The sequence below is a fragment of the Enterococcus mediterraneensis genome, assembly GCF_900604485.1.
Lineage (GTDB): Bacteria > Bacillota > Bacilli > Lactobacillales > Enterococcaceae > Enterococcus_C > Enterococcus_C mediterraneensis.
The window spans coordinates 683,784-701,788 of record NZ_UWOP01000001.1 but is presented as its reverse complement, the minus strand read 5'-3'; the positions used below and the strand labels follow the sequence as shown (position 1 = coordinate 701,788).

Below are 18,005 nucleotides of genomic sequence, written 5' to 3'. Positions count from 1 at the left end.
GATGAGATAAAAATACCACATCATTTCATAATAAGCCCATTGAAATGACTAACAAAGTTGTAAGCTGGAGCAATTTTTACTTTTCAGCTATTTTTTCAGCAGTTGTTGATTGCGGACCTCATAGATTTCATCTGCAACATTTGCGACAAAATAAGGATCATGGGAAGTAAACAACACGGTCCCCGGATAGGACTGTAAAAAATGTTCCAACGCGGCGATCGTAGACAAATCGATAAAGTTAGTCGGTTCATCTAAGATCAAGACATTGGCAGGTTTGACAAAAGTCAGGGCGATGGAGATCCGAGTGGCCTCGCCACCGCTCAATCGGTTGACCGGTTTGCTAAGTTCTTGTTGGGTAAAACCAAGATTGTTCAACAAGCTGCGGACCAAATGCTCGGAATACTCTGTACGTTTCATCAAAAAGGAAAGGATCGATTCTTCTTCTTGAAGCTGATAATCCATCTGTTGATAAGTACTGAACACGACTTTCGGTGAAAGGGTGATCCCCGGTTGCTTGTTGTAAATATAGTTCAATAATGTCGTTTTTCCGGTGCCGTTGCCGCCCGTGATGGCGATCTTTTTGCCTAATGGAAATTGAAAATCCGCATTGTCTAACAGTTTTTTATTTCCTCTGATCAGTGTCAGATTTTCCGCCATGACTGGAAATTTATTGTGGATGGAAAAGGTCGTGGCAGCGGGAAAATTGATTTTGCGCTGCTGAATAGACTTTGTGACCGTGTCCAGCTGTTCCAGTCGTTTTTCAATGGTTTTAACGGTTTTTTGTGCCGCTTTTTGAACGGTGTCTTTTTGTTTGGAGGCAGACAAACGGCTGGGGCGGATGTTCTGTTTTTTCTTTTTATCAGAAACTTGCGCCATTTTTTCCGCTTGTTCTTTTTTCTTTTGCGCGGAAACCTGAAGACGAGTCTTTTCTTTTTCATAACGGGCAAAGGCATTTTCCTGTGCCAATCGTTCTTCTTCTTTTTGCTGTTGGTAATCATCATAATTGCCGGTAAACTCTCTGACTTGACCTTCGTCGACCTCCCAGATTTTGGTGGCCAGCTGATTGAGAAACGCGCGGTCATGACTGACGAAAATCAGCGTACCATAGTAATAGCGCAACTCTTCGATCAACAGATCGATACTGCGGCGATCAAGGTGAGTAGTGGGCTCATCTAAAAGCAGACCTAGTTGGTAATCAGCCAATGTTTGAACCAGCCGCAATTTGGAAGCTTCGCCGCCGCTGAGGGTCTCAACGCTGTTTGCAGGGATCTTCATTCGTCCCAGCAATTCGTTATCGAGATACTCAGGATACTCTTCGGCAGCAGTAGCGATCTGCGCAAAGTAGGTAAAGTCGGTTTCTCGTTGGATGGTTCCGCGATCAGGTTGAAGTGTTCCGGCGATCAGATTCAGCAAGGTGGTTTTTCCTTGGCCGTTTTTGCCGACGATGCCGATCCGGTCTTGCTGATAAGCCGTCAGGTTGTCGATAGTGAAAATGTCTTTGTTTCCGAAAGTTACTGCGATGTCTGTTAATTTTACTGCTAATTCCATGTGTTTTGCACTCCTTGTCAGCTTGCAAAACGTGATTTTTGGGTACACAAAAAAGGGACAGCCTTGTGCTCTCCCTGAGTGATCGTCATAAAAAAGATGGCGAAAAATGCCGACACTTATCCCATGAAATCGTCGCTTTGACAAGACTTTTGAATTGTATTCAATTACTTATTCAAAAGTGCAAAACGTAATCTCATAGATGCCATCATTCTTCAATCCTCCTTTGTTTTCTGAATTCAGCATAGCATATCCTTTAAAAAAAGAAAAGTTTTTTTAGAAAGGGTTTTACTTTTGCAGATTAAAGCCTTTCCTAAGAATTGGCGCCATTCGGTCTACTTTTCGCCGGTTTTGTTGTATAATGAAAAGTGGATGCTTATGCGTTGGAAGTATTTATAAATAATCAAAAAAATTCGAGAGGTGAATAATTTGAGTAGTATCAAAATTATTCCGCTTAGCGGCGTACGGGAAAATGGTAAAAATCTGTACGTAGTGGAAGCGGGAGACGATCTATTCGTTTTAGATTGTGGATTGAAATATCCTGAGAACGAATTGCTGGGAATCGATACAGTCATCCCAGATTTTACGTATTTAGAAGAAAACGCGGATCGTGTCGCTGGGGTCTTTTTGACCCACGGACACGCGGATGCGATCGGCGCTTTGCCGTATCTATTGGAAAAGATCAATGTGCCGGTCTTCGGTACTAAATTGACCGTAGAGTTGGCAAAAATCAATGTCTTGAAAAACGAAGCGACAAAAAAATTCCGGGCGTTTCATGTGATTGACGAACACACAGAAATCGACTTTAGTGATACGACGGTCAGCTTTTTCAGAACTACCCATTCGATCCCAGATTCAGTTGGGATCAGCCTGAAAACTTCTGAAGGAACGATCGTGTATACTGGAGACTTCAAGTTCGATCAAGCGGCAGTGCCTATGTATCAAACGGATTTTGCTCGCCTAGCAGAAATCGGCAAAGAGGGCGTTTTAGCATTGCTGAGCACGTCATCTAACGCTGAAAATCCGGCGAAAGTCGCTTCTGAGCGCCAAATCGCCGATGAAGTTTTAGATAATATCCTTTATTGGGAAGGTCGGATCATTGTCGCCAGTGTTGCCAGCAACTTGCAGCGAGTACAGCAAGTATTGAATGCCGCTGCCCGCGCCCAACGCAAAGTTGTGTTGACAGGCCAAGATTTCGGCAAGATCATCCGCACCGCCATCAAATTGAACAAATTGGAAGTGCCGGATGAGGATCTCTTCATTACTCAAAAGGAAATGAAAAAGTACGCTCCTGAACAGCTGCTGATCTTAGAGACCGGAAGAATGGGCGAACCGATCAAAGCGCTACAAAAAATGGCCAACGGTACCCACCGTACCTTGCGGATCCAAGAAGGCGATTTGGTGTACATCACAACAACGCCAACCACCGCCATGGAAACAGTGGTAGCCAAAACAGAAGATATCATTTACCGCGCCGGCGGAACTGTCAAACAAATTTCTGATAATATGCGGGTTTCCGGACACGCAAATCCAGACGATCTGCAATTGATGATGAATATGGTCAAACCAAAATATTTGATCCCGGTCCAAGGAGAATATCGTCAATTGGCGGCTCACGCTGATTTAGCGAAACAAGTGGGCATCCCGGAACGGAATATCTTCATTACGGCTCGCGGAGATGTACTAGAATACAAGAACGGCGAAATGACGCAAGGTGGCGCAGTACCGGCAGAAAACGTCTTGATCGATGGGATTGGTGTGGGCGATATCGGCAACATCGTCTTGCGAGACCGCAAAATCTTGTCAGAAGATGGAATCTTTGTGACAGTCGTGACGATCAATCGTCGGGACAAAAAGATCGTGGCACGTCCGCAGATCACTTCCCGAGGGTTTGTCTACGTCAAAGCCAGCCGCGATCTGATCAGAGAAAGTGCTGATATGGTAGCGGAGATCGTTGAAAAGCATCTGCAAACAGATGACTTTGAATGGAGCAAATTGAAACAAGATATCCGGGAACGTTTGAGTCGTTATCTGTTTGAACAAACCAAACGCCGACCAGTGATCTTACCGGTCATCATGGAGTCTTCACAACGGAAACGTTCACGTAAATAAGCAAGTTCCAAAAGACTGGAGAAGAGCCTTTTAAACTCTTAGCCGGTCTTTCTTTTGCCGGTAAATGTAAAATGTATGAAAACTTTTGAAAATAATAATTTAAAAAAAGGAAGTCCTGTTATGCTTAGTTATCAAGAAGATAAAATCGTTCAAAAAAATCGTTGGAAAATATTGGTTTCCATCTCAATGTTTACTTTTATGTCTACTTTAGACGGCAGTATCGTCAACATCGCGCTGCCGACGATCTCAAAAGACATGATCGTGCCCATGAACCAGGCGGAATGGATCGTCTCCATCTATTTGATGGTGGTCTGTGCTTGTCTGCTGCTGTTTGGCAAGATCGGTGACAGCTTTGGGAAAATCAAGATTTTTCGTTTAGGAATGATCATTTTTACCATCGGTTCACTGCTTTGCGGATTCAACCATTCGTTAGGTTTCTTATTGTTTGCCCGTGTCGTCCAAGCAATCGGCGCAAGTATGACGATGGCCACGAATACTGGGATCATCACGGAAGTTTTTCCTATGAATGAACGGGGACGAGCACTGGGTTCCATCGGTGCATTCGTTTCTCTAGGAGCGATCGCCGGTCCTGGTCTTGGCGGTTTGATCTTAGCGCAATTCTCATGGTCTTATATTTTCTGGATCAATGTGCCGGTAGGGATCATTACTATGATCCTTAGTCAGCGTTTCTTGCCGAAAGATATTACTATGAGTAAACAGAAAACAGATATGCTGGGCTTTGCAACATTCGCACTCTTTATTTTGACCTTTTTCGGCGGTGTTTTCCTAGGACAAGAACGCGGCTTTTTAACTAGCATCCCATTGATATTGTTTGCTTTAGCGGTAGTATCTTTTGTCTTGTTTGTCATGGTGGAAAAGAAAGTGCCTATGCCGTTGATCAGTTTTTCGATTTTTAAAAACAAGATTTTTTCCATGAGTCTATTGACCGCGACACTGATCTTTTCTTCCAACTTTTTCATCAATGTGGTGGTTCCCTTCTATCTGCAAAATGCGCGGGGCTTGAGTCCTAGCTACGCGGGGATGCTGATGATGGTCTTTCCGCTTTTGATGGTCATCGGTTCGCCATTGAGCGGTTATCTGACCGATAAAGTGGGCCCTCAGATCTTAGTGCTGGTAGGGTTGGCTTTGCTTTCCACCACACAACTGATGTACACATTCATGACGATTGATACGCCTCTTTGGTATTATATCTTGGCAACTGCTATTATGGGGTTAGGCAATTCGTTGTTCCAATCACCAAACAATACGATGGTCATGAGCAGTGTCACTCGCGAAAATCTTGGTGTCGCCGGCAGTATGAATTCCTTTGCCCGCAATTTGGGGATGGTTATCGGGATCGCTTCGGCAACGACGATCTTATACCATGCCATGAGCAGTAAAATGGGGGAACGGGTGACGACATATATCGCTGAACGGCCGGATGTCTTTATCTACGGAATGAAAATCACCTTCCTAGGCTCCTTCTTATTGTGTTTGGTGGCGTTGTTATTAACGATTTGGCGGATCAAAAAACAAGGAGGCGTTCGCCATGGCGAATGAGGTCGAAACTTTTTTAACTGAAAACAACGTTCCTTTTGAAAGTTATGAATTTCCTTGGGCGATGGAAGAAGATGTCGCTCGTTTAAAAGCAGAAGAGTTGGCGATCCCGGAAGAACAGATCTTTAAGACACTGGTTCTAAAAGGAAACAAGACGGGGACAACGATCGCTTTGATCCCATTGTCAGCACATTTGGATTACAAGAAAACAGCAAAAGCCACCGGTAATCGTAAAGTCGGTTTTCCGCCGATGGACTATGTGATGACTGCTACCGGTTATCCTCACGGTGCCAACACACCCATCGGGATCCACATGCATCATCCGGAATATCCCATCGTTTTTGATGAATCGATCCGTGAGTTTTCGGAGATCCTAGTGTCCAGCGGCGAGATCGGGCACAGTGTCAAACTAGCAGTAGAAGATCTTCTGCACTTGATCAATCCAATGGTGACGGATATCTTGAGCGATAAATAAGGTTTAGAAAAGAAATACAAAGCGAAAGTCTCTTTTGATCAATATTTTTGATCGATCCTAGAGATTTTCGCTTTTTTGGTTTTTTCTGATAACAGTTTCGGCTATTCTCTGTTACAATATAGAAAGAGAAACTGTATCATTATTTATAATAATCAGCTTGTTTAGAGGAGGAAATCAAATGAAGATCACATACCATGGACATTCCACTATCGCTATTGAAACGCAAGGCACAAAATTATTGATCGACCCTTTTATAACAGGAAATGGAACAACTGATTTGAATGTAGAAACAACAAAAGCCGACTGGATACTGGTCACACATGGACACAGCGACCATCTTGGAGACACTGTTGCGATTGCCAAACAAAACGACGCAACAGTTATCGGGATCGTCGAGCTTTGTTCCTTCGTCGCAAAACAAGGAGTCAAGAAAAACCACGGCATGAATATCGGCGGGAAATTCTCTTTTCCTTTCGGCACCGTCAAGATGGTAATGGCACAGCACAGTACAGGTTATGAAGCGGATGGCGAGATGGTCTATCTAGGCGAACCTGCGGGATTTTTGATCGAATCAGAGGGCAAGACTGTTTATTTGGCTGGTGATACAGCATTGTTCAGTGATATGGCGTTATTTGCCGAAGCCGAGATCGATGCGGCATTTTTACCGATCGGCGATAATTTTACGATGGGACCGGAAGATGCTGCTAAGGCTGCCGCATTATTGAAAGCCAAAACAGTAGTACCGATCCATTACAATACTTTCCCACTGATCAAACAAGATCCGCAAAAATTTATTGATTTGCTGCCGGAAGGTGTCGGTAAAGTGATGCAAGTCGGGCAAACGATCGAAGTATAGGAGAATTTTATGGCGACAAAACATGATTTGATTTTAGCCCATATTGAAAATCTGCCGGTAGGAGAACGTATTTCAGTGCGCGGGATCGCCAAAGCGTTATCCGTCAGCGAAGGGACTGCGTATCGCGCCATCAAAGACGCGGAAAATATTGGGCTGGTTTCTACGATCCAACGAGTAGGAACGATCCGTATCGAACGGAAACTAAAAAAACATATTGAAAAACTGACTTTTGGTGAGGTCGTACAGTTCATCGAAGGAGACGTTCTTGGCGGAAAATCCGGTTTGAACAAAACCCTGAATCGTTTTGTGATCGGCGCCATGAAAGAAGAAGCGATGGAGCGGTATATCACACCGGGTTCATTGATGATCGTTGGTAACCGGGAGGAAGTCCATCGTCTGGCGTTAGAAGACGGTGCGGCAGTCTTGATCACCGGTGGATTCGATACTTCAGAAGACATCTGCCGTTTAGCGGATGAATTAGAACTGCCGATCTTGCGGACGACGTATGATACCTTTACCGTAGCGACGATGATCAACCGCGCGTTAAGCGATCAGCTGATCAAAAAAGATATCCTGCTGGTCAGTGACATCTATATGTCATTGGAAAAGACCCGCTATTTACATGTGCACGATACAGTCAAAGAGTACAAGCGATTGGCGGAAGAAACAGGGCATTCCCGTTTCCCTGTGGTCAATAAAAACCTGCGTGTCGTGGGGATCGCTACGGCCAAAGACATTTTGGAAAAAGCGGATACCCAGCTGATTGAACGAGTAATGACCAGAGATCCGATCGTTGTTAAAAAGGAAATGAGCGTGGCGTCAGTCAGTCATCAAATGATCTGGGACGGACTTGAAGTGATGCCGGTCGTAGCAGACGATCTGTCATTGCTAGGGCTGGTGACTCGGCAAGATGTCATGAAAGCCATGCAATTGGTCCAACGGCAGACCCAAGTCGCTGATACCATTTCCGATCAGATTTCAGCAGAGATCCAGATTATTGAGCAAGATGTTGAAGGAAAAAAACTGGATCGCCCGTATTTTAAATTTATCGTTTCACCGCAAATGGTCAATGAAGTCGGAACGATCTCATTTGGTGTGTTGAGCGAAGTCGTCGGCAATGCCGCGAAACGAATGATGTTGTTGAATCAACGGCGCAACAGTTGGATCGAACAAGTCAATCTGCATTATTTCCGCCTGATCCAATTGGAAAGCGAATTGGCGATCTATCCGCGAATTTTAGAACTAGGCCGGCGCTCCGCAAAACTCGATATCGAGATCTATATTGAGAACACATTGGTGGCTAAGGCGATCGTTGTGAGCCAAGTAATGGAACGGCCATAACGTAGAATGGAGAAAGAATGAACATTAGACATGAGATTTTAGAAACAATCAAAACCTATCAACGGATCATCATCCATCGGCATATGCGCCCTGATCCTGACGCGATCGGCTCGCAAGCCGGTTTGGCGGAGATCTTGCGGGCAAGTTTTCCCGAAAAAGAAATCTACCAAGTGGGCAGTACGGTAGCCGATTTGGAATTCTTGGCAAAAATGGATGATATCCCTGATGATTTTTATCAAGATGCGCTGGTGATCGTCACTGACACCGCCAATGCGCCTCGCGTCAGCGACCCCCGCTATGACCGCGGCAGCAAACTGATCAAGATCGATCATCATCCCAATGACGAACCTTACGGGGATATCGTTTGGGTAAATACAAAAGCCAGCAGCTGCAGCGAGATGATCGCTGATTTCGCGTTTTCTTTTCCTGATGAATTGAAAGTCAACAGTGCGGCAGCACGTCTGCTGTACGCAGGCATCGTTGGTGATACCGGTCGTTTCTTGTATCCGGCAACGACTTCTTATACATTGAATATCGCCGGACGCTTGATAGATTATGATTTTGACGCGGCGGAATTGAATCGTCAGCTGCAGCAGATCACGATGGAAGTTGCCCGTTTGTCCGGTTATCTCTACGAAAATATCGAAGTGGATGAATATGGCGCAGCTCGCGTGGTGTTGACCAAAGAAACTTTGGCGTCTTTTGGAGTCGATGATTCGGAAACTGCCGGTCTAGTGCCGCTACCGGGGATGATCGATACAGTTTTGGCGTGGGGGATCTTTGTTCAGCAGCCGGAAGGATATTATCGTGTTCGGTTGCGTTCGAAAGGCCCGGTGATCAATGAGATCGCCAAGCAGCACCATGGCGGCGGACATCCTCTAGCCAGCGGTGCCAATGCCGCTACATTGGCAGAAGCCGAAGAAATCTATCAACAGATCCAAGAAGTCTGCCGTGTATTTACTGAGCAGACCGAAGAAAAATAACCCTATGAAAAGTGCCCCAGCAATGGAGCTGGACAACCACACTCAAACAAAACAGCTTTTACTCTGCATTGCAGTTAGATGGAAAACCTGTTTTTATGATCGTTTGGATGGTTGTCTGCGCTCTGTGTGCTGCGGGTGCTTTTTTTCTAAGATTTCTGTTATGTAACTGTTTTCTGAGACTAAAGAAGGATGACTTTTCTTCTCTTCTTCTATATAGTAAAACATGTTATTTTACAGAAAAGAGGGTGATAGGTATGGCTTTTTTAGAATTGCACGATATCCACAAGTCATATTTTTTAGGAAAAGAGGAATTTCCTGTATTAAACGGCATCGATCTGTCCTTTGAACGGGGCGAGTTCGTTTCGATTTTGGGGGAATCCGGTGGGGGAAAATCGACGCTGATGAATATCATTGGCGGTCTGGATCGTCAATTCGAAGGCGAAGTCATTATCGAAGGACGGCGCCTAGATCATAAAAAAGAAAAACAATTGGATGATTACCGTCGCGGTACCATCGGCTATATTTATCAGTCTTATAATTTGATCACTCATTTGAATATATTGGAAAATGTTCTCGTTTCCCTTGAGATGACCAATCTTTCCAGCGGCGAACGAAAACAACGAGCGACTGAATTATTGGAAAAAGTCGGATTGGGCGATCACTTGAAAAAGCATCCCAATCAATTATCCGGCGGACAAAAACAACGGGTAGCCATCGCGCGGGCACTTGCCAGCAATCCTGAGATCATTATCGCAGATGAACCGACCGGTGCGTTGGATTCGCAAAATACCAAAGAAGTTCTAACGCTTTTAAGCGAGATCGCGGAAGAAGGAAAACTGGTCATCACTGTGACTCACTCACAGGAAGTGGCAGATCATGGGACGCGGATCGTCAAACTTTCAGATGGGAAGATCGACGATGACCTGCGGATCCGTCCTGCTTATCCATTGCCGGAAAGAGATCTCTCCATTACGCCGAAAGTCTTGTCAGCTATCGGCAGTTACAAGAACGCCTTCAAGCATTTGAGCTATAATTTTTGGCGAAACTCATTGATCATGCTGGGAACAGCTATCGGGATCTTTGCTGTGCTACTGTTCAGCGGCCTGGGAAATGGGGTCAACGCATTTATCAAAGACCAGATCAATTCCATGGTCAATCCCAATACAGTGATGGTGATGAAAAATCCGACTGGCAAGAAGATGTCGATAGAAGAGCTGCAGCAGTCGATGGGGGAATACGCCAACGAACCCGACAAACTGTCTTTCACAGATCAGCAGATCGATAAGCTGAAAGATTTGTCCCACGTAGAAACTGTTGAACCTGGGTATCAGTTAAGTACTTATTCATTGAATTATGAAGAAAAAAACGTCAACAGTTCCGGATTACAAACATGGTCGAAATCTTTTACGGATGATACCGTCAAAAACGGGAAAGCTCCCGGAAAGAATGAAGTCGTGATCGATAAAGGTCAAGCGATCGCGTTGACAAGCGAGAAGGACTACAAGAAGCTGATCGGCAAAACCGTCACTTTGACATTGCCTTGGTATGATGAAAACAATCAACCAGTACAAGTCAAAAGCGAAGTCAAAGTTTCTGGGATCAGTGATGGGGGGCAAGCCGGCGCCATCACCGCGACAAATTATCAAACGATGCGGACAATGTTGGAAAAAGCTCACGCGAATACCAACAGCAACACCGTTTCAGTCGATGTAGATGACACAAAAAATGTGAAATCTGTCGGAAAAGCGATCCAAAATGTGAAGATGGATGGAAAATATGTGTTTGGTGCCATCACAGTCGGCGATATTTTAGATACCGTCAATCAATATGTAAGTATCGCTTCGACCGTTCTTTCCGCGATCGCCGGGGTCTCCTTAGTGGTTTCCGCATTGATGATCATCGTGACGATGTACATGTCAGTTTCAGAACGCACAAAAGAGATCGGGATCTTACGGGCCTTAGGTGAACGGAAAAAAGATATCCGTCGTTTGTTTACTTCTGAGTCAGTCTTGATCGGTCTGTTCTCAGCTGGTTTTGCACTGATCCTGTCTTACGGATTCGGCAGTCTATTGAATCACATGTTGTATTCGATCGTGAAATTCAATATGGTTCAAATCACTTTAGGCAATATCATTTTTGCTATCGTGATCGCTGTGGTGATCTCTTTCTTAGCAGCATTGTTGCCTTCAAGAAGAGCTTCACGATTAAATCCGATCGACGCACTGTCGGCAGATTAAAAAAACGTTCCTGCTTTAAACATCGTTTAAGCAGGAACGTTTTTGTCATTTAGATTAATGAAAAGGAAGACAGATCAGCCGCGCAGATCGTCTAAAAATTCAGTTTTAGCGGCGGTTTTTTCGTCTTTCATTTTGATGATTTTTGCCGGTGAACCAGCAACGACGGCACCAGCCGGCACATCTTCCGTAACGACGGAACCTGCGGCAACTACTGCGCCTTTACCGACCCGAACGCCTTCCAGAACAACGGCATTAGCACCTACTAAAACATCATCTTCAATCACTACAGGACTTGCTGAAGGTGGCTCAAGAACACCGGCTAACACGGCTCCCGCACCGATGTGGGCTTTTTTGCCAACAGTCGCCCGGGCACCTAAGACCGCGCCCATGTCGATCATGGATTCTTCACCGATGACTGCACCGATATTGATGACTGCACCCATCATGATCACAGCGTTTTTCCCGATGACTGCTTGATCACGGATAAACGCGCCGGGTTCGATCCGCGCGTCTACAGTGGTCAGATCCAGCAGTGGGATCGCGGAATTGCGGCGGTCGTTTTCAAGATGTGTGGTTTGGATCTTGTCTTGATGTTCGTCAAGAAAGGCTTTGACAGGTTCGTCATCACCGATCGCCAGCCAAAAGTTTTGACTGCCGAATAATTTGACTGTATCAGTCGCGACACCAGAAAGATCACCTTGGATATAGGCTTTGACCGGTGTTTCTTTGGTCGCGTTTTTGATATATTTTGCTAATTCATAAGGATTGGAAAATTGGATCTCAGACATAGGTTCCCTCGTTTCTTTCTATTTTAATAGATCAGCCATGCTGTAAAGTCCGGCTGGCTGTTTCAGTAAAAAGTTTGCGGCTTTTAGCGCACCATTGGCAAAGATATCACGAGATAACGCTGTATGAGTAAGCTCGATGATCTCATCAGGACCTGCATAAAGGACGGTGTGTTCACCGGGGATCGTTCCGCCCCGAACCGCGTGGATGCCTAATTCGTTTTTAGGATTTTCATTTTCAGTCCCGGAACGTCCGTAGACATAGGTTTTCTTTTCCGGCAAGACTTCGTTGATCTTGTCCGCTAACAGCAAGGCTGTTCCGCTAGGGGCATCTTTTTTCTGATTGTGGTGTTTTTCGATGATTTCGATATCAAAATCTGCCGCCAATGCAGGGGAGATCGCTTGCAGTGCTTTGATCAGGACATTGATCCCTAAAGACATATTAGCAGAATAAAAGACCGGGATGACTTTGGCTGCGATCGCCAACATGGCGTTGGTTTCTTTCGGAAGTCCGGTGGTCGCTACCACGATCGGCCAACCACGTTCCACACAAACGTTCAATAGATCCGGTACAACGCTGTAATGAGAAAAGTCGATCACCAGATCTATTTCTTCTTTGACTTCTTCTGGCTGTTGATAAACAGGAAATCCGCTGGCTGTCTCCGGATGGCGATCAATGCCGGCAACAATTACTAATTCAGGATCTTGCGCGATCAGCTGCTGCAATACTTTTCCCATTCGTCCGTTACTGCCGCTAAGCAATATTTTTTTCATGGTAACCTCCTAAGTTGTTCAAAAACTACTGAATCATGTCTGTTTCTATAATAAACCGTAGGCAGACATTTCCCGTTTCAATGCATTCAAGGTTTCTTCCTCAGGGACATCCAACGGCAGACGATAGTTCATTTCGCATTTTCCTAAAAGAGAGACCGCCGCTTTGACTGGCACAGGATTGACCTCGCTGAATAAAACATCGATCAACGGTTTTTGCGCTAGTTGGATCTCACGCGCGGTTTTCACATCGCCATCCAAAAAGGAATGGACTAAGCGGGAAGCTTGTTCCGGCGCGATGTTGCCGATGGTGGAGATGACACCGGAACCGCCGACAGATAAGATCGGTACTACTTGATCGTCATTTCCGGAATAAAGCGCGAAATCTTCATCCACTAAACGGGCGATCTCAACGATTTGTGAGATATCACCGCTGGCTTCTTTGATTCCTTTGATATTCGGGATTTTTTTCAATTCTGCTACAAGGTCTGGTGTCAGATTCATGCCTGTCCGAGAAGCGACAGAATACAAGATCACTGGCAAAGAGACTGACTCGCAGATCGCTTTGTAATGAGTGATCAAACTTTTTTTCGTTGCTTTATTATAATAAGGCGTCACTACCAGCAGTGCATCCGCGCCTACTCGTTCCGCTTCTTTTGATAAATGGATCCCATGCTGGGTATTATTAGAGCCTGTACCGCCGATCACAGGGATTCGGCCGGCGACTTGTTTGACGACCGCTTCGATGACCACGATATGTTCTTCATCATCTAAGGTAGAGGCTTCTCCTGTTGTACCGCAAGCAATCAGCGCATCGGTGCCCTTCTTGACATGCCATTCCACCAATGCCTTCAATTTATCAAAATCCACTGTTCCATCTTTTTTCATTGGGGTGACCAATGCGACCCCGGCGCCTTCAAAAATTGCCACATACAACACATCCTTTCAGTTTTCCAAAATAATCGTTTTGTTTGAATAAAAAATTCAGAAAAATAGTTTTATTCAAAAAAATTATAGGAATATTAGAATTATATACTATAATGAAAAAAAATAGCAATGATATTCAGAGAGTAACTTGCTAAATCCTGAGAAAGGAATGTAGAAAAATGAATATTGAACCCAATATACAAGCATTGCTGCCGGAAGTCACAGAATTTCGGCGCGCACTGCATCAAATACCGGAGCTAGGTCTGCAAGAATTTCAAACAGCGGCATATCTCAAAGAAAAACTGATTTCCTTTGGTGTCAAAGAGATCCACGAAGTATTGGATACAGCACTGATAGCAGTCTTTGAAGGAGACAGACCCGGAAAAACCATCGCCTTTCGAACGGATATTGACGGATTGCCGGTGACAGAAGAGACCGGTGCGGCGTTTGCTTCTCATCATCTTGGAAAAATGCACGCTTGCGGTCACGATGGGCATATGGCTACATTATTAGGTTTTGCCAAATATTTAGCGGAACATCCTGAGGCAGTCCGCGGTAAGATCGTCCTGATTTTCCAACCGGCAGAAGAAGGACCGGGCGGCGCGCAACTTCTGATCGATGCGGGCGTTTTGGCTCGATTCGGCGTTGAAAAAATCGTCGGGCTGCATCTGTTCCCAGAATTTGAAGAGGGTAAGATCGCCTGTCGCAAAGGCGGTATGATGGCCCGAAACGGTGAAGTGACATTGACCATCACCGGACAAAGCGCGCACGGTGCCCAGCCTCAACAAGGATCAGACGCGATCTTAGCGGCAGCGGCGGTGATCCAAGGACTGCATACGATCATTTCCCGCAATCTCAGTCCGCTGGATTCAGCCGTCTTGACTTTTGGGGATATCCACGGCGGCGAAGCCATGAATATCATTGCCGGAAAAGTTGTGATCAACGGGACCATGCGGGCTTTCAGCGATGAGGTCTACGATCGGATGGTGGAGCGGATTGAAACATTAACGTCCGAGATCGCCAAAGGTTACGGTTGTGTCGGCACAGTGGATTTCAATCACATGTATCGCGTAGTTGACAATGATCCTGAAATGGTAGACGATTTAAAGAAAATTGCCGGCGACAGCTATGTGGAATCAGCACCGTACTTATTGGCGGAAGATTTCTCCATGTATCAACAAGTAGTTCCCGGACTGTTTTTCTTTGTAGGGATCCGCAACGAAGAAAAAGGGTATACCTATCCGCTCCACAGCGGCAAGATGCAGTTTGACGAAAAAAATCTGTTGGGCGGTATCCAATGCTATGTCAAACTGATCGATGCGTTAAACGACTAATACTTTTTTCAAAACCACTATTTAGATAGTTGATAGGTGATGAAATTTCATATATGAAAAGGAGCGACAAGATGAAAGAAATCAAAAACAATCATTTATATTGGGATGGCTGCGACACAGTAGCATTGGCAGAAAAATACGGCACACCGCTGTATGTGTTTTCCGAATCTGAGATCATCGCGCAATGCCAAGCGCTGCGGGAGGACTTTTTAGATCGTTATCCCAACACCCGTGCGGCTTATGCCAGCAAAGCATTTTCGACAGTAGCGATGGTCAAGATCATCGAACGGGAAGGCTTGTCGTTGGATGTAGTCAGCGGCGGAGAGTTATACACCGCCATCAAAGCGGATTTTCCAGCAGAACGAATCGAATTCAACGGGAACAATAAATCAATTGATGAATTGGAAATGGCGGTGGATTACGGTGTTGGACGGATCATCGTGGACAGCCTGCAGGAAGTTGCTTTATTACAGACGATCTGTCAAAGACTAAATAAAACTGCGGCGATCCTTTTCCGTATCACACCTGAAGTCAAAGCAGATACCCACGCGTTTATTTCTACCGGGCAGAAAGATTCCAAATTCGGGATTCCGTTAGAAGAAGATATTTTGTTTCCATTGGTCCAAGAAGCCATCGAAGCGCCAAATCTGGAATTTTTAGGGTTTCATTTCCATGTGGGGAGTCAATTATCCGACAATTCCGCGCATTTAGCGGCGGCGAATGTCGCGTTGCGGCTGGCGTTGGAAGTGAAACAACGCTTTGATTATGCCGTCAAAGAATTGAATTACGGCGGCGGTTTCGGAGTACGCTATACGGAAAATGATGTGCGGAAACCTTATCGCTATTTTCTGGAACCTTTGATGGAACTGACGGAAGCCTTTTGCAAAGAACATCAAATGCCCCGCCCAGAGATCGTGATCGAGCCTGGCCGCAGCATCGTAGCGGAAGCCGGGATCACACTGCATACTATCGGCAGTATCAAAGAATTGCCGGGGATCCGTACTTACGTCAGCATTGATGGCGGGATGACCGACAATATCCGTCCGGGACTCTATCAAGCAGAATATACCGGTCTAATCGCCAATAAAGCATGGGAAACACCAACACAAACCGTGACGATCTCAGGGAAGGCCTGCGAGAGCACGGATATTTTGATCAAAGATCTGCAGATTCCGGATGTTACGTCAGGAGATCTGTTTGCGACTTTTACGACAGGGGCTTATGGCTATTCGATGGCCAGCAATTACAATAAATTGCCGATCCCAGCAGTCGTTTTAGTCAAAGACGGTCAAGATCAGCTGATCGTCAAACGCCAGTCCTATGAACAAATGCTGGAAAATGAACAACCTTATCAAGAATTTGGAGGAGAAGCACATGGACATTCCTTTTCATAAAATGCAAGGTGCGGGCAATGATTTTATCGTCATCAACAATCAAGAGCTGAAATTTTCCGGTGAAGAACTGTCCCGCTTAGCAAAACAAATCTGCCAACGAAAACGTTCGGTGGGCAGTGACGCGTTGATGGCATTGGATACTCCGCAGGCTGAGGGGGATTTTCGGATGCGGTTTTACAATGCGGACGGTACGGAAGCAGAAATGTGCGGCAATGGTGCCCGCTGTATCGCCCGCTATGCCTACGAACAAGGAATCGCTGACGAATCCATGACTATTGAAACCGTAGCGGGAGATGTCAAAGCTTGGCGTTTGGACAAACGCCGCTACAAAGTCCAATTGAACGCGCCAACCTATACAAAATTCGATTGGGATTTTGCTGATGATCCGGAAAATGTCGTAAAAAAAGTGGATTATGTCGAATTAGGCGATCCTGCGATCCCCCATTTGGTGGTCCATTATCCCGGACTTGCGGACAAACCATTGACAGAGTTGCAAGAATTGGCTAAAAAACTGCGGTTTTGGGATAAATTGCCAAAAGGCGCCAACGTCAATTTTTATGATGAGATGGCAAACGGCGAACTTTTGGTACGGACTTTTGAACGAGGAGTGGAAGATTTCACTCTGGCTTGCGGTACCGGCTCCGGTTCCGTTGCCTACAGTGTGACCGCCAAAGAAAAAGCAACAAAAAGTCCGGTCATCCTTCAAGTATTGGGCGGTACGCTGGAAGTAGCAGTGAATGACCAAGAACTTTATTTGATGGGAGATACGAATATCATCGTCAAAGGGCTGGTCACCGATGAAGACCTGCCTGATTTGTTTCCAGAAGTGTGACTGACTAGCTGAAAATTTCGCCTAAGAAACTGTCACAGCGCCATAAAAATACACCAAACCTCCACAAAAACAACGTGTTTATCAATGGAAAAAACTGGTTTCTTGATAGCTGTCAATTTTTTCTTGCTGTGAAAGGTGTATACTGAAATCGTAAAAAGATAAGAATGATCGACAAAAAGGAGCGAACGGGATTGGGAGAAGAACATCTTTGTGTCACGCTGGTACCGTTATTCAACCATTTAGCGTCTGATGAGCAGCGAAAGATCAATCGCTTAGTCACTCATCATGTTTTTGAAAAAGGAGAACAAATCTTAACACCAAACGGCGAACCGCAGTTGGTGATCGTCGCTCGAGGCAATATGAAAGTATATCAGCTTTCTGCCGCTGGTCGTGAACAGCTGTTGCGTGTGGTGGAGCCGGGTGGATATGAAGGTGAAAGCCAGCTGTTCGGCGCACCTAATGACACGCTGTTTGGAGAAGCCCTGCAAAAAACTGAAGTCTGCGTGTTGAAGCACCAAGATTTCCAACAGCTATTGCTGAATTATCCTCAGCTCAGTCTGAAATTATTGGAGATCAATGCGGAAAAAATGACCAAGGTGGAACAACAGACCCAATTTTTGATGATGGAAAAAGTCGAAGAGCGTTTAGCAACGTACTTGTTGGACTTATACAAAGTCAATGATGATCTTCAAGTGACGATTCCGATGAAAATGAAGGAGCTGGCGGCATTCTTGGGTACTACTCCAGAAACGTTGTCCCGCAAATTCAAATTGCTGGAATCTCGTGAACTGATCCAGCGTAAAGGCAGTCAGGTCACACTGCTGGATCTGGATGGATTGGAAGATTTGTAAATAAA

15 protein-coding genes are annotated in these 18,005 nt (G+C 45.3%); 11 read left to right on the top strand and 4 right to left on the bottom strand.

Annotation, left to right across the window (positions count from 1 at the left end):
* Positions 1 to 87: 87 nt before the first annotated feature.
* Positions 88 to 1,548 (bottom strand): ribosomal protection-like ABC-F family protein, encoded by a 1,461-nt coding sequence (gene abc-f / locus EFB00_RS03290; protein ID WP_122645500.1) that lies wholly within the window; start codon positions 1,546 to 1,548, stop codon positions 88 to 90.
* Positions 1,549 to 1,974: 426 nt separating this feature from the next.
* Here abc-f and EFB00_RS03285 point away from each other — a divergent pair, with 426 nt between their 5' ends.
* From EFB00_RS03285 to EFB00_RS03255, 7 genes are all read left to right on the top strand, one after another.
* Complete coding sequence (locus EFB00_RS03285) at positions 1,975 to 3,657, top strand: ribonuclease J (RefSeq protein ID WP_122645499.1); 1,683 nt, start codon at positions 1,975 to 1,977, stop codon at positions 3,655 to 3,657.
* Between the two features lie 120 nt (positions 3,658 to 3,777).
* A complete protein-coding gene (locus tag EFB00_RS03280; RefSeq protein WP_122645498.1) occupies positions 3,778 to 5,217 on the top strand; it encodes an MFS transporter in 1,440 nt (479 codons plus the stop codon).
* Positions 5,207 to 5,689, top strand: a complete 483-nt coding sequence (locus EFB00_RS03275; RefSeq protein ID WP_122645497.1) for an aminoacyl-tRNA deacylase — start codon at positions 5,207 to 5,209, stop codon at positions 5,687 to 5,689. Before EFB00_RS03280 ends, EFB00_RS03275 begins: the two co-directional genes overlap by 11 nt.
* Positions 5,690 to 5,867: 178 nt before the next feature.
* Positions 5,868 to 6,545 (top strand): metal-dependent hydrolase, encoded by a 678-nt coding sequence (locus tag EFB00_RS03270; RefSeq protein WP_122645496.1) that lies wholly within the window; start codon positions 5,868 to 5,870, stop codon positions 6,543 to 6,545.
* A 9-nt stretch (positions 6,546 to 6,554) separates the two neighbouring features.
* The gene (locus EFB00_RS03265) at positions 6,555 to 7,886 is read left to right on the top strand and encodes a DRTGG domain-containing protein (protein WP_122645495.1); all 1,332 of its coding nucleotides are present in this window, start codon (positions 6,555 to 6,557) and stop codon (positions 7,884 to 7,886) included.
* A 17-nt stretch (positions 7,887 to 7,903) separates the two neighbouring features.
* Positions 7,904 to 8,869, top strand: a complete 966-nt coding sequence (locus tag EFB00_RS03260; RefSeq protein ID WP_122645494.1) for a DHH family phosphoesterase — start codon at positions 7,904 to 7,906, stop codon at positions 8,867 to 8,869.
* 254 nt (positions 8,870 to 9,123) lie between these two features.
* Positions 9,124 to 11,106, top strand: a complete 1,983-nt coding sequence (locus EFB00_RS03255; RefSeq protein ID WP_122645493.1) for an ABC transporter ATP-binding protein/permease — start codon at positions 9,124 to 9,126, stop codon at positions 11,104 to 11,106.
* Between the two features lie 74 nt (positions 11,107 to 11,180).
* Here EFB00_RS03255 and dapD read toward each other — a convergent pair whose 3' ends face one another.
* From dapD to dapA, 3 genes are read right to left on the bottom strand one after another with little or no spacing between them, the layout of a single operon-like run.
* The gene (dapD, locus tag EFB00_RS03250) at positions 11,181 to 11,894 is read right to left on the bottom strand and encodes a 2,3,4,5-tetrahydropyridine-2,6-dicarboxylate N-acetyltransferase (RefSeq protein WP_122645492.1); all 714 of its coding nucleotides are present in this window, start codon (positions 11,892 to 11,894) and stop codon (positions 11,181 to 11,183) included.
* 18 nt (positions 11,895 to 11,912) lie between these two features.
* The gene (gene dapB, locus EFB00_RS03245) at positions 11,913 to 12,665 is read right to left on the bottom strand and encodes a 4-hydroxy-tetrahydrodipicolinate reductase (protein ID WP_122645491.1); all 753 of its coding nucleotides are present in this window, start codon (positions 12,663 to 12,665) and stop codon (positions 11,913 to 11,915) included.
* Positions 12,666 to 12,710: 45 nt separating this feature from the next.
* Positions 12,711 to 13,592, bottom strand: coding sequence for a 4-hydroxy-tetrahydrodipicolinate synthase (gene dapA / locus EFB00_RS03240; RefSeq protein WP_122645490.1), 882 nt, complete (start codon positions 13,590 to 13,592; stop codon positions 12,711 to 12,713).
* Between the two features lie 176 nt (positions 13,593 to 13,768).
* Here dapA and EFB00_RS03235 point away from each other — a divergent pair, with 176 nt between their 5' ends.
* The 4 genes from EFB00_RS03235 to EFB00_RS03220 all read left to right on the top strand — a co-directional run bounded on the left by EFB00_RS03235 (position 13,769) and on the right by EFB00_RS03220 (position 18,000).
* On the top strand, positions 13,769 to 14,923 hold the full coding sequence (locus EFB00_RS03235) for a M20 metallopeptidase family protein (RefSeq protein WP_122645489.1): 1,155 nt from the start codon (positions 13,769 to 13,771) through the stop codon (positions 14,921 to 14,923).
* 71 nt (positions 14,924 to 14,994) lie between these two features.
* Positions 14,995 to 16,317: a diaminopimelate decarboxylase gene (gene lysA, locus EFB00_RS03230; RefSeq protein WP_122645488.1), complete on the top strand. Its 1,323-nt coding sequence runs from the start codon at positions 14,995 to 14,997 to the stop codon at positions 16,315 to 16,317.
* Positions 16,298 to 17,149 carry a diaminopimelate epimerase gene (gene dapF, locus EFB00_RS03225; protein WP_122645487.1) on the top strand — a complete coding sequence of 284 codons (852 nt, stop codon included), beginning with the start codon at positions 16,298 to 16,300 and terminating at the stop codon, positions 17,147 to 17,149. Before lysA ends, dapF begins: the two co-directional genes overlap by 20 nt.
* A 191-nt stretch (positions 17,150 to 17,340) precedes the next feature.
* Complete coding sequence (locus EFB00_RS03220) at positions 17,341 to 18,000, top strand: Crp/Fnr family transcriptional regulator (protein ID WP_122645486.1); 660 nt, start codon at positions 17,341 to 17,343, stop codon at positions 17,998 to 18,000.
* Positions 18,001 to 18,005: the final 5 nt, after the last annotated feature.

What these genes read in the sequence shown, in the direction of transcription:
- dapD (WP_122645492.1), bottom strand. Translation starts at nt 11,894, where the DNA reads ATGTCTGAGATCCAATTTTCCAATCCTTATGAATTAGCAAAATATATC.
- EFB00_RS03270 (WP_122645496.1), top strand. Translation starts at nt 5,868, where the DNA reads ATGAAGATCACATACCATGGACATTCCACTATCGCTATTGAAACGCAA.
- EFB00_RS03280 (WP_122645498.1), top strand. Translation starts at nt 3,778, where the DNA reads ATGCTTAGTTATCAAGAAGATAAAATCGTTCAAAAAAATCGTTGGAAA.
- dapF (WP_122645487.1), top strand. Translation starts at nt 16,298, where the DNA reads ATGGACATTCCTTTTCATAAAATGCAAGGTGCGGGCAATGATTTTATC.
- EFB00_RS03255 (WP_122645493.1), top strand. Translation starts at nt 9,124, where the DNA reads ATGGCTTTTTTAGAATTGCACGATATCCACAAGTCATATTTTTTAGGA.
- EFB00_RS03265 (WP_122645495.1), top strand. Translation starts at nt 6,555, where the DNA reads ATGGCGACAAAACATGATTTGATTTTAGCCCATATTGAAAATCTGCCG.
- EFB00_RS03275 (WP_122645497.1), top strand. Translation starts at nt 5,207, where the DNA reads ATGGCGAATGAGGTCGAAACTTTTTTAACTGAAAACAACGTTCCTTTT.
- lysA (WP_122645488.1), top strand. Translation starts at nt 14,995, where the DNA reads ATGAAAGAAATCAAAAACAATCATTTATATTGGGATGGCTGCGACACA.
- abc-f (WP_122645500.1), bottom strand. Translation starts at nt 1,548, where the DNA reads ATGGAATTAGCAGTAAAATTAACAGACATCGCAGTAACTTTCGGAAAC.
- EFB00_RS03260 (WP_122645494.1), top strand. Translation starts at nt 7,904, where the DNA reads ATGAACATTAGACATGAGATTTTAGAAACAATCAAAACCTATCAACGG.
- EFB00_RS03235 (WP_122645489.1), top strand. Translation starts at nt 13,769, where the DNA reads ATGAATATTGAACCCAATATACAAGCATTGCTGCCGGAAGTCACAGAA.
- dapB (WP_122645491.1), bottom strand. Translation starts at nt 12,665, where the DNA reads ATGAAAAAAATATTGCTTAGCGGCAGTAACGGACGAATGGGAAAAGTA.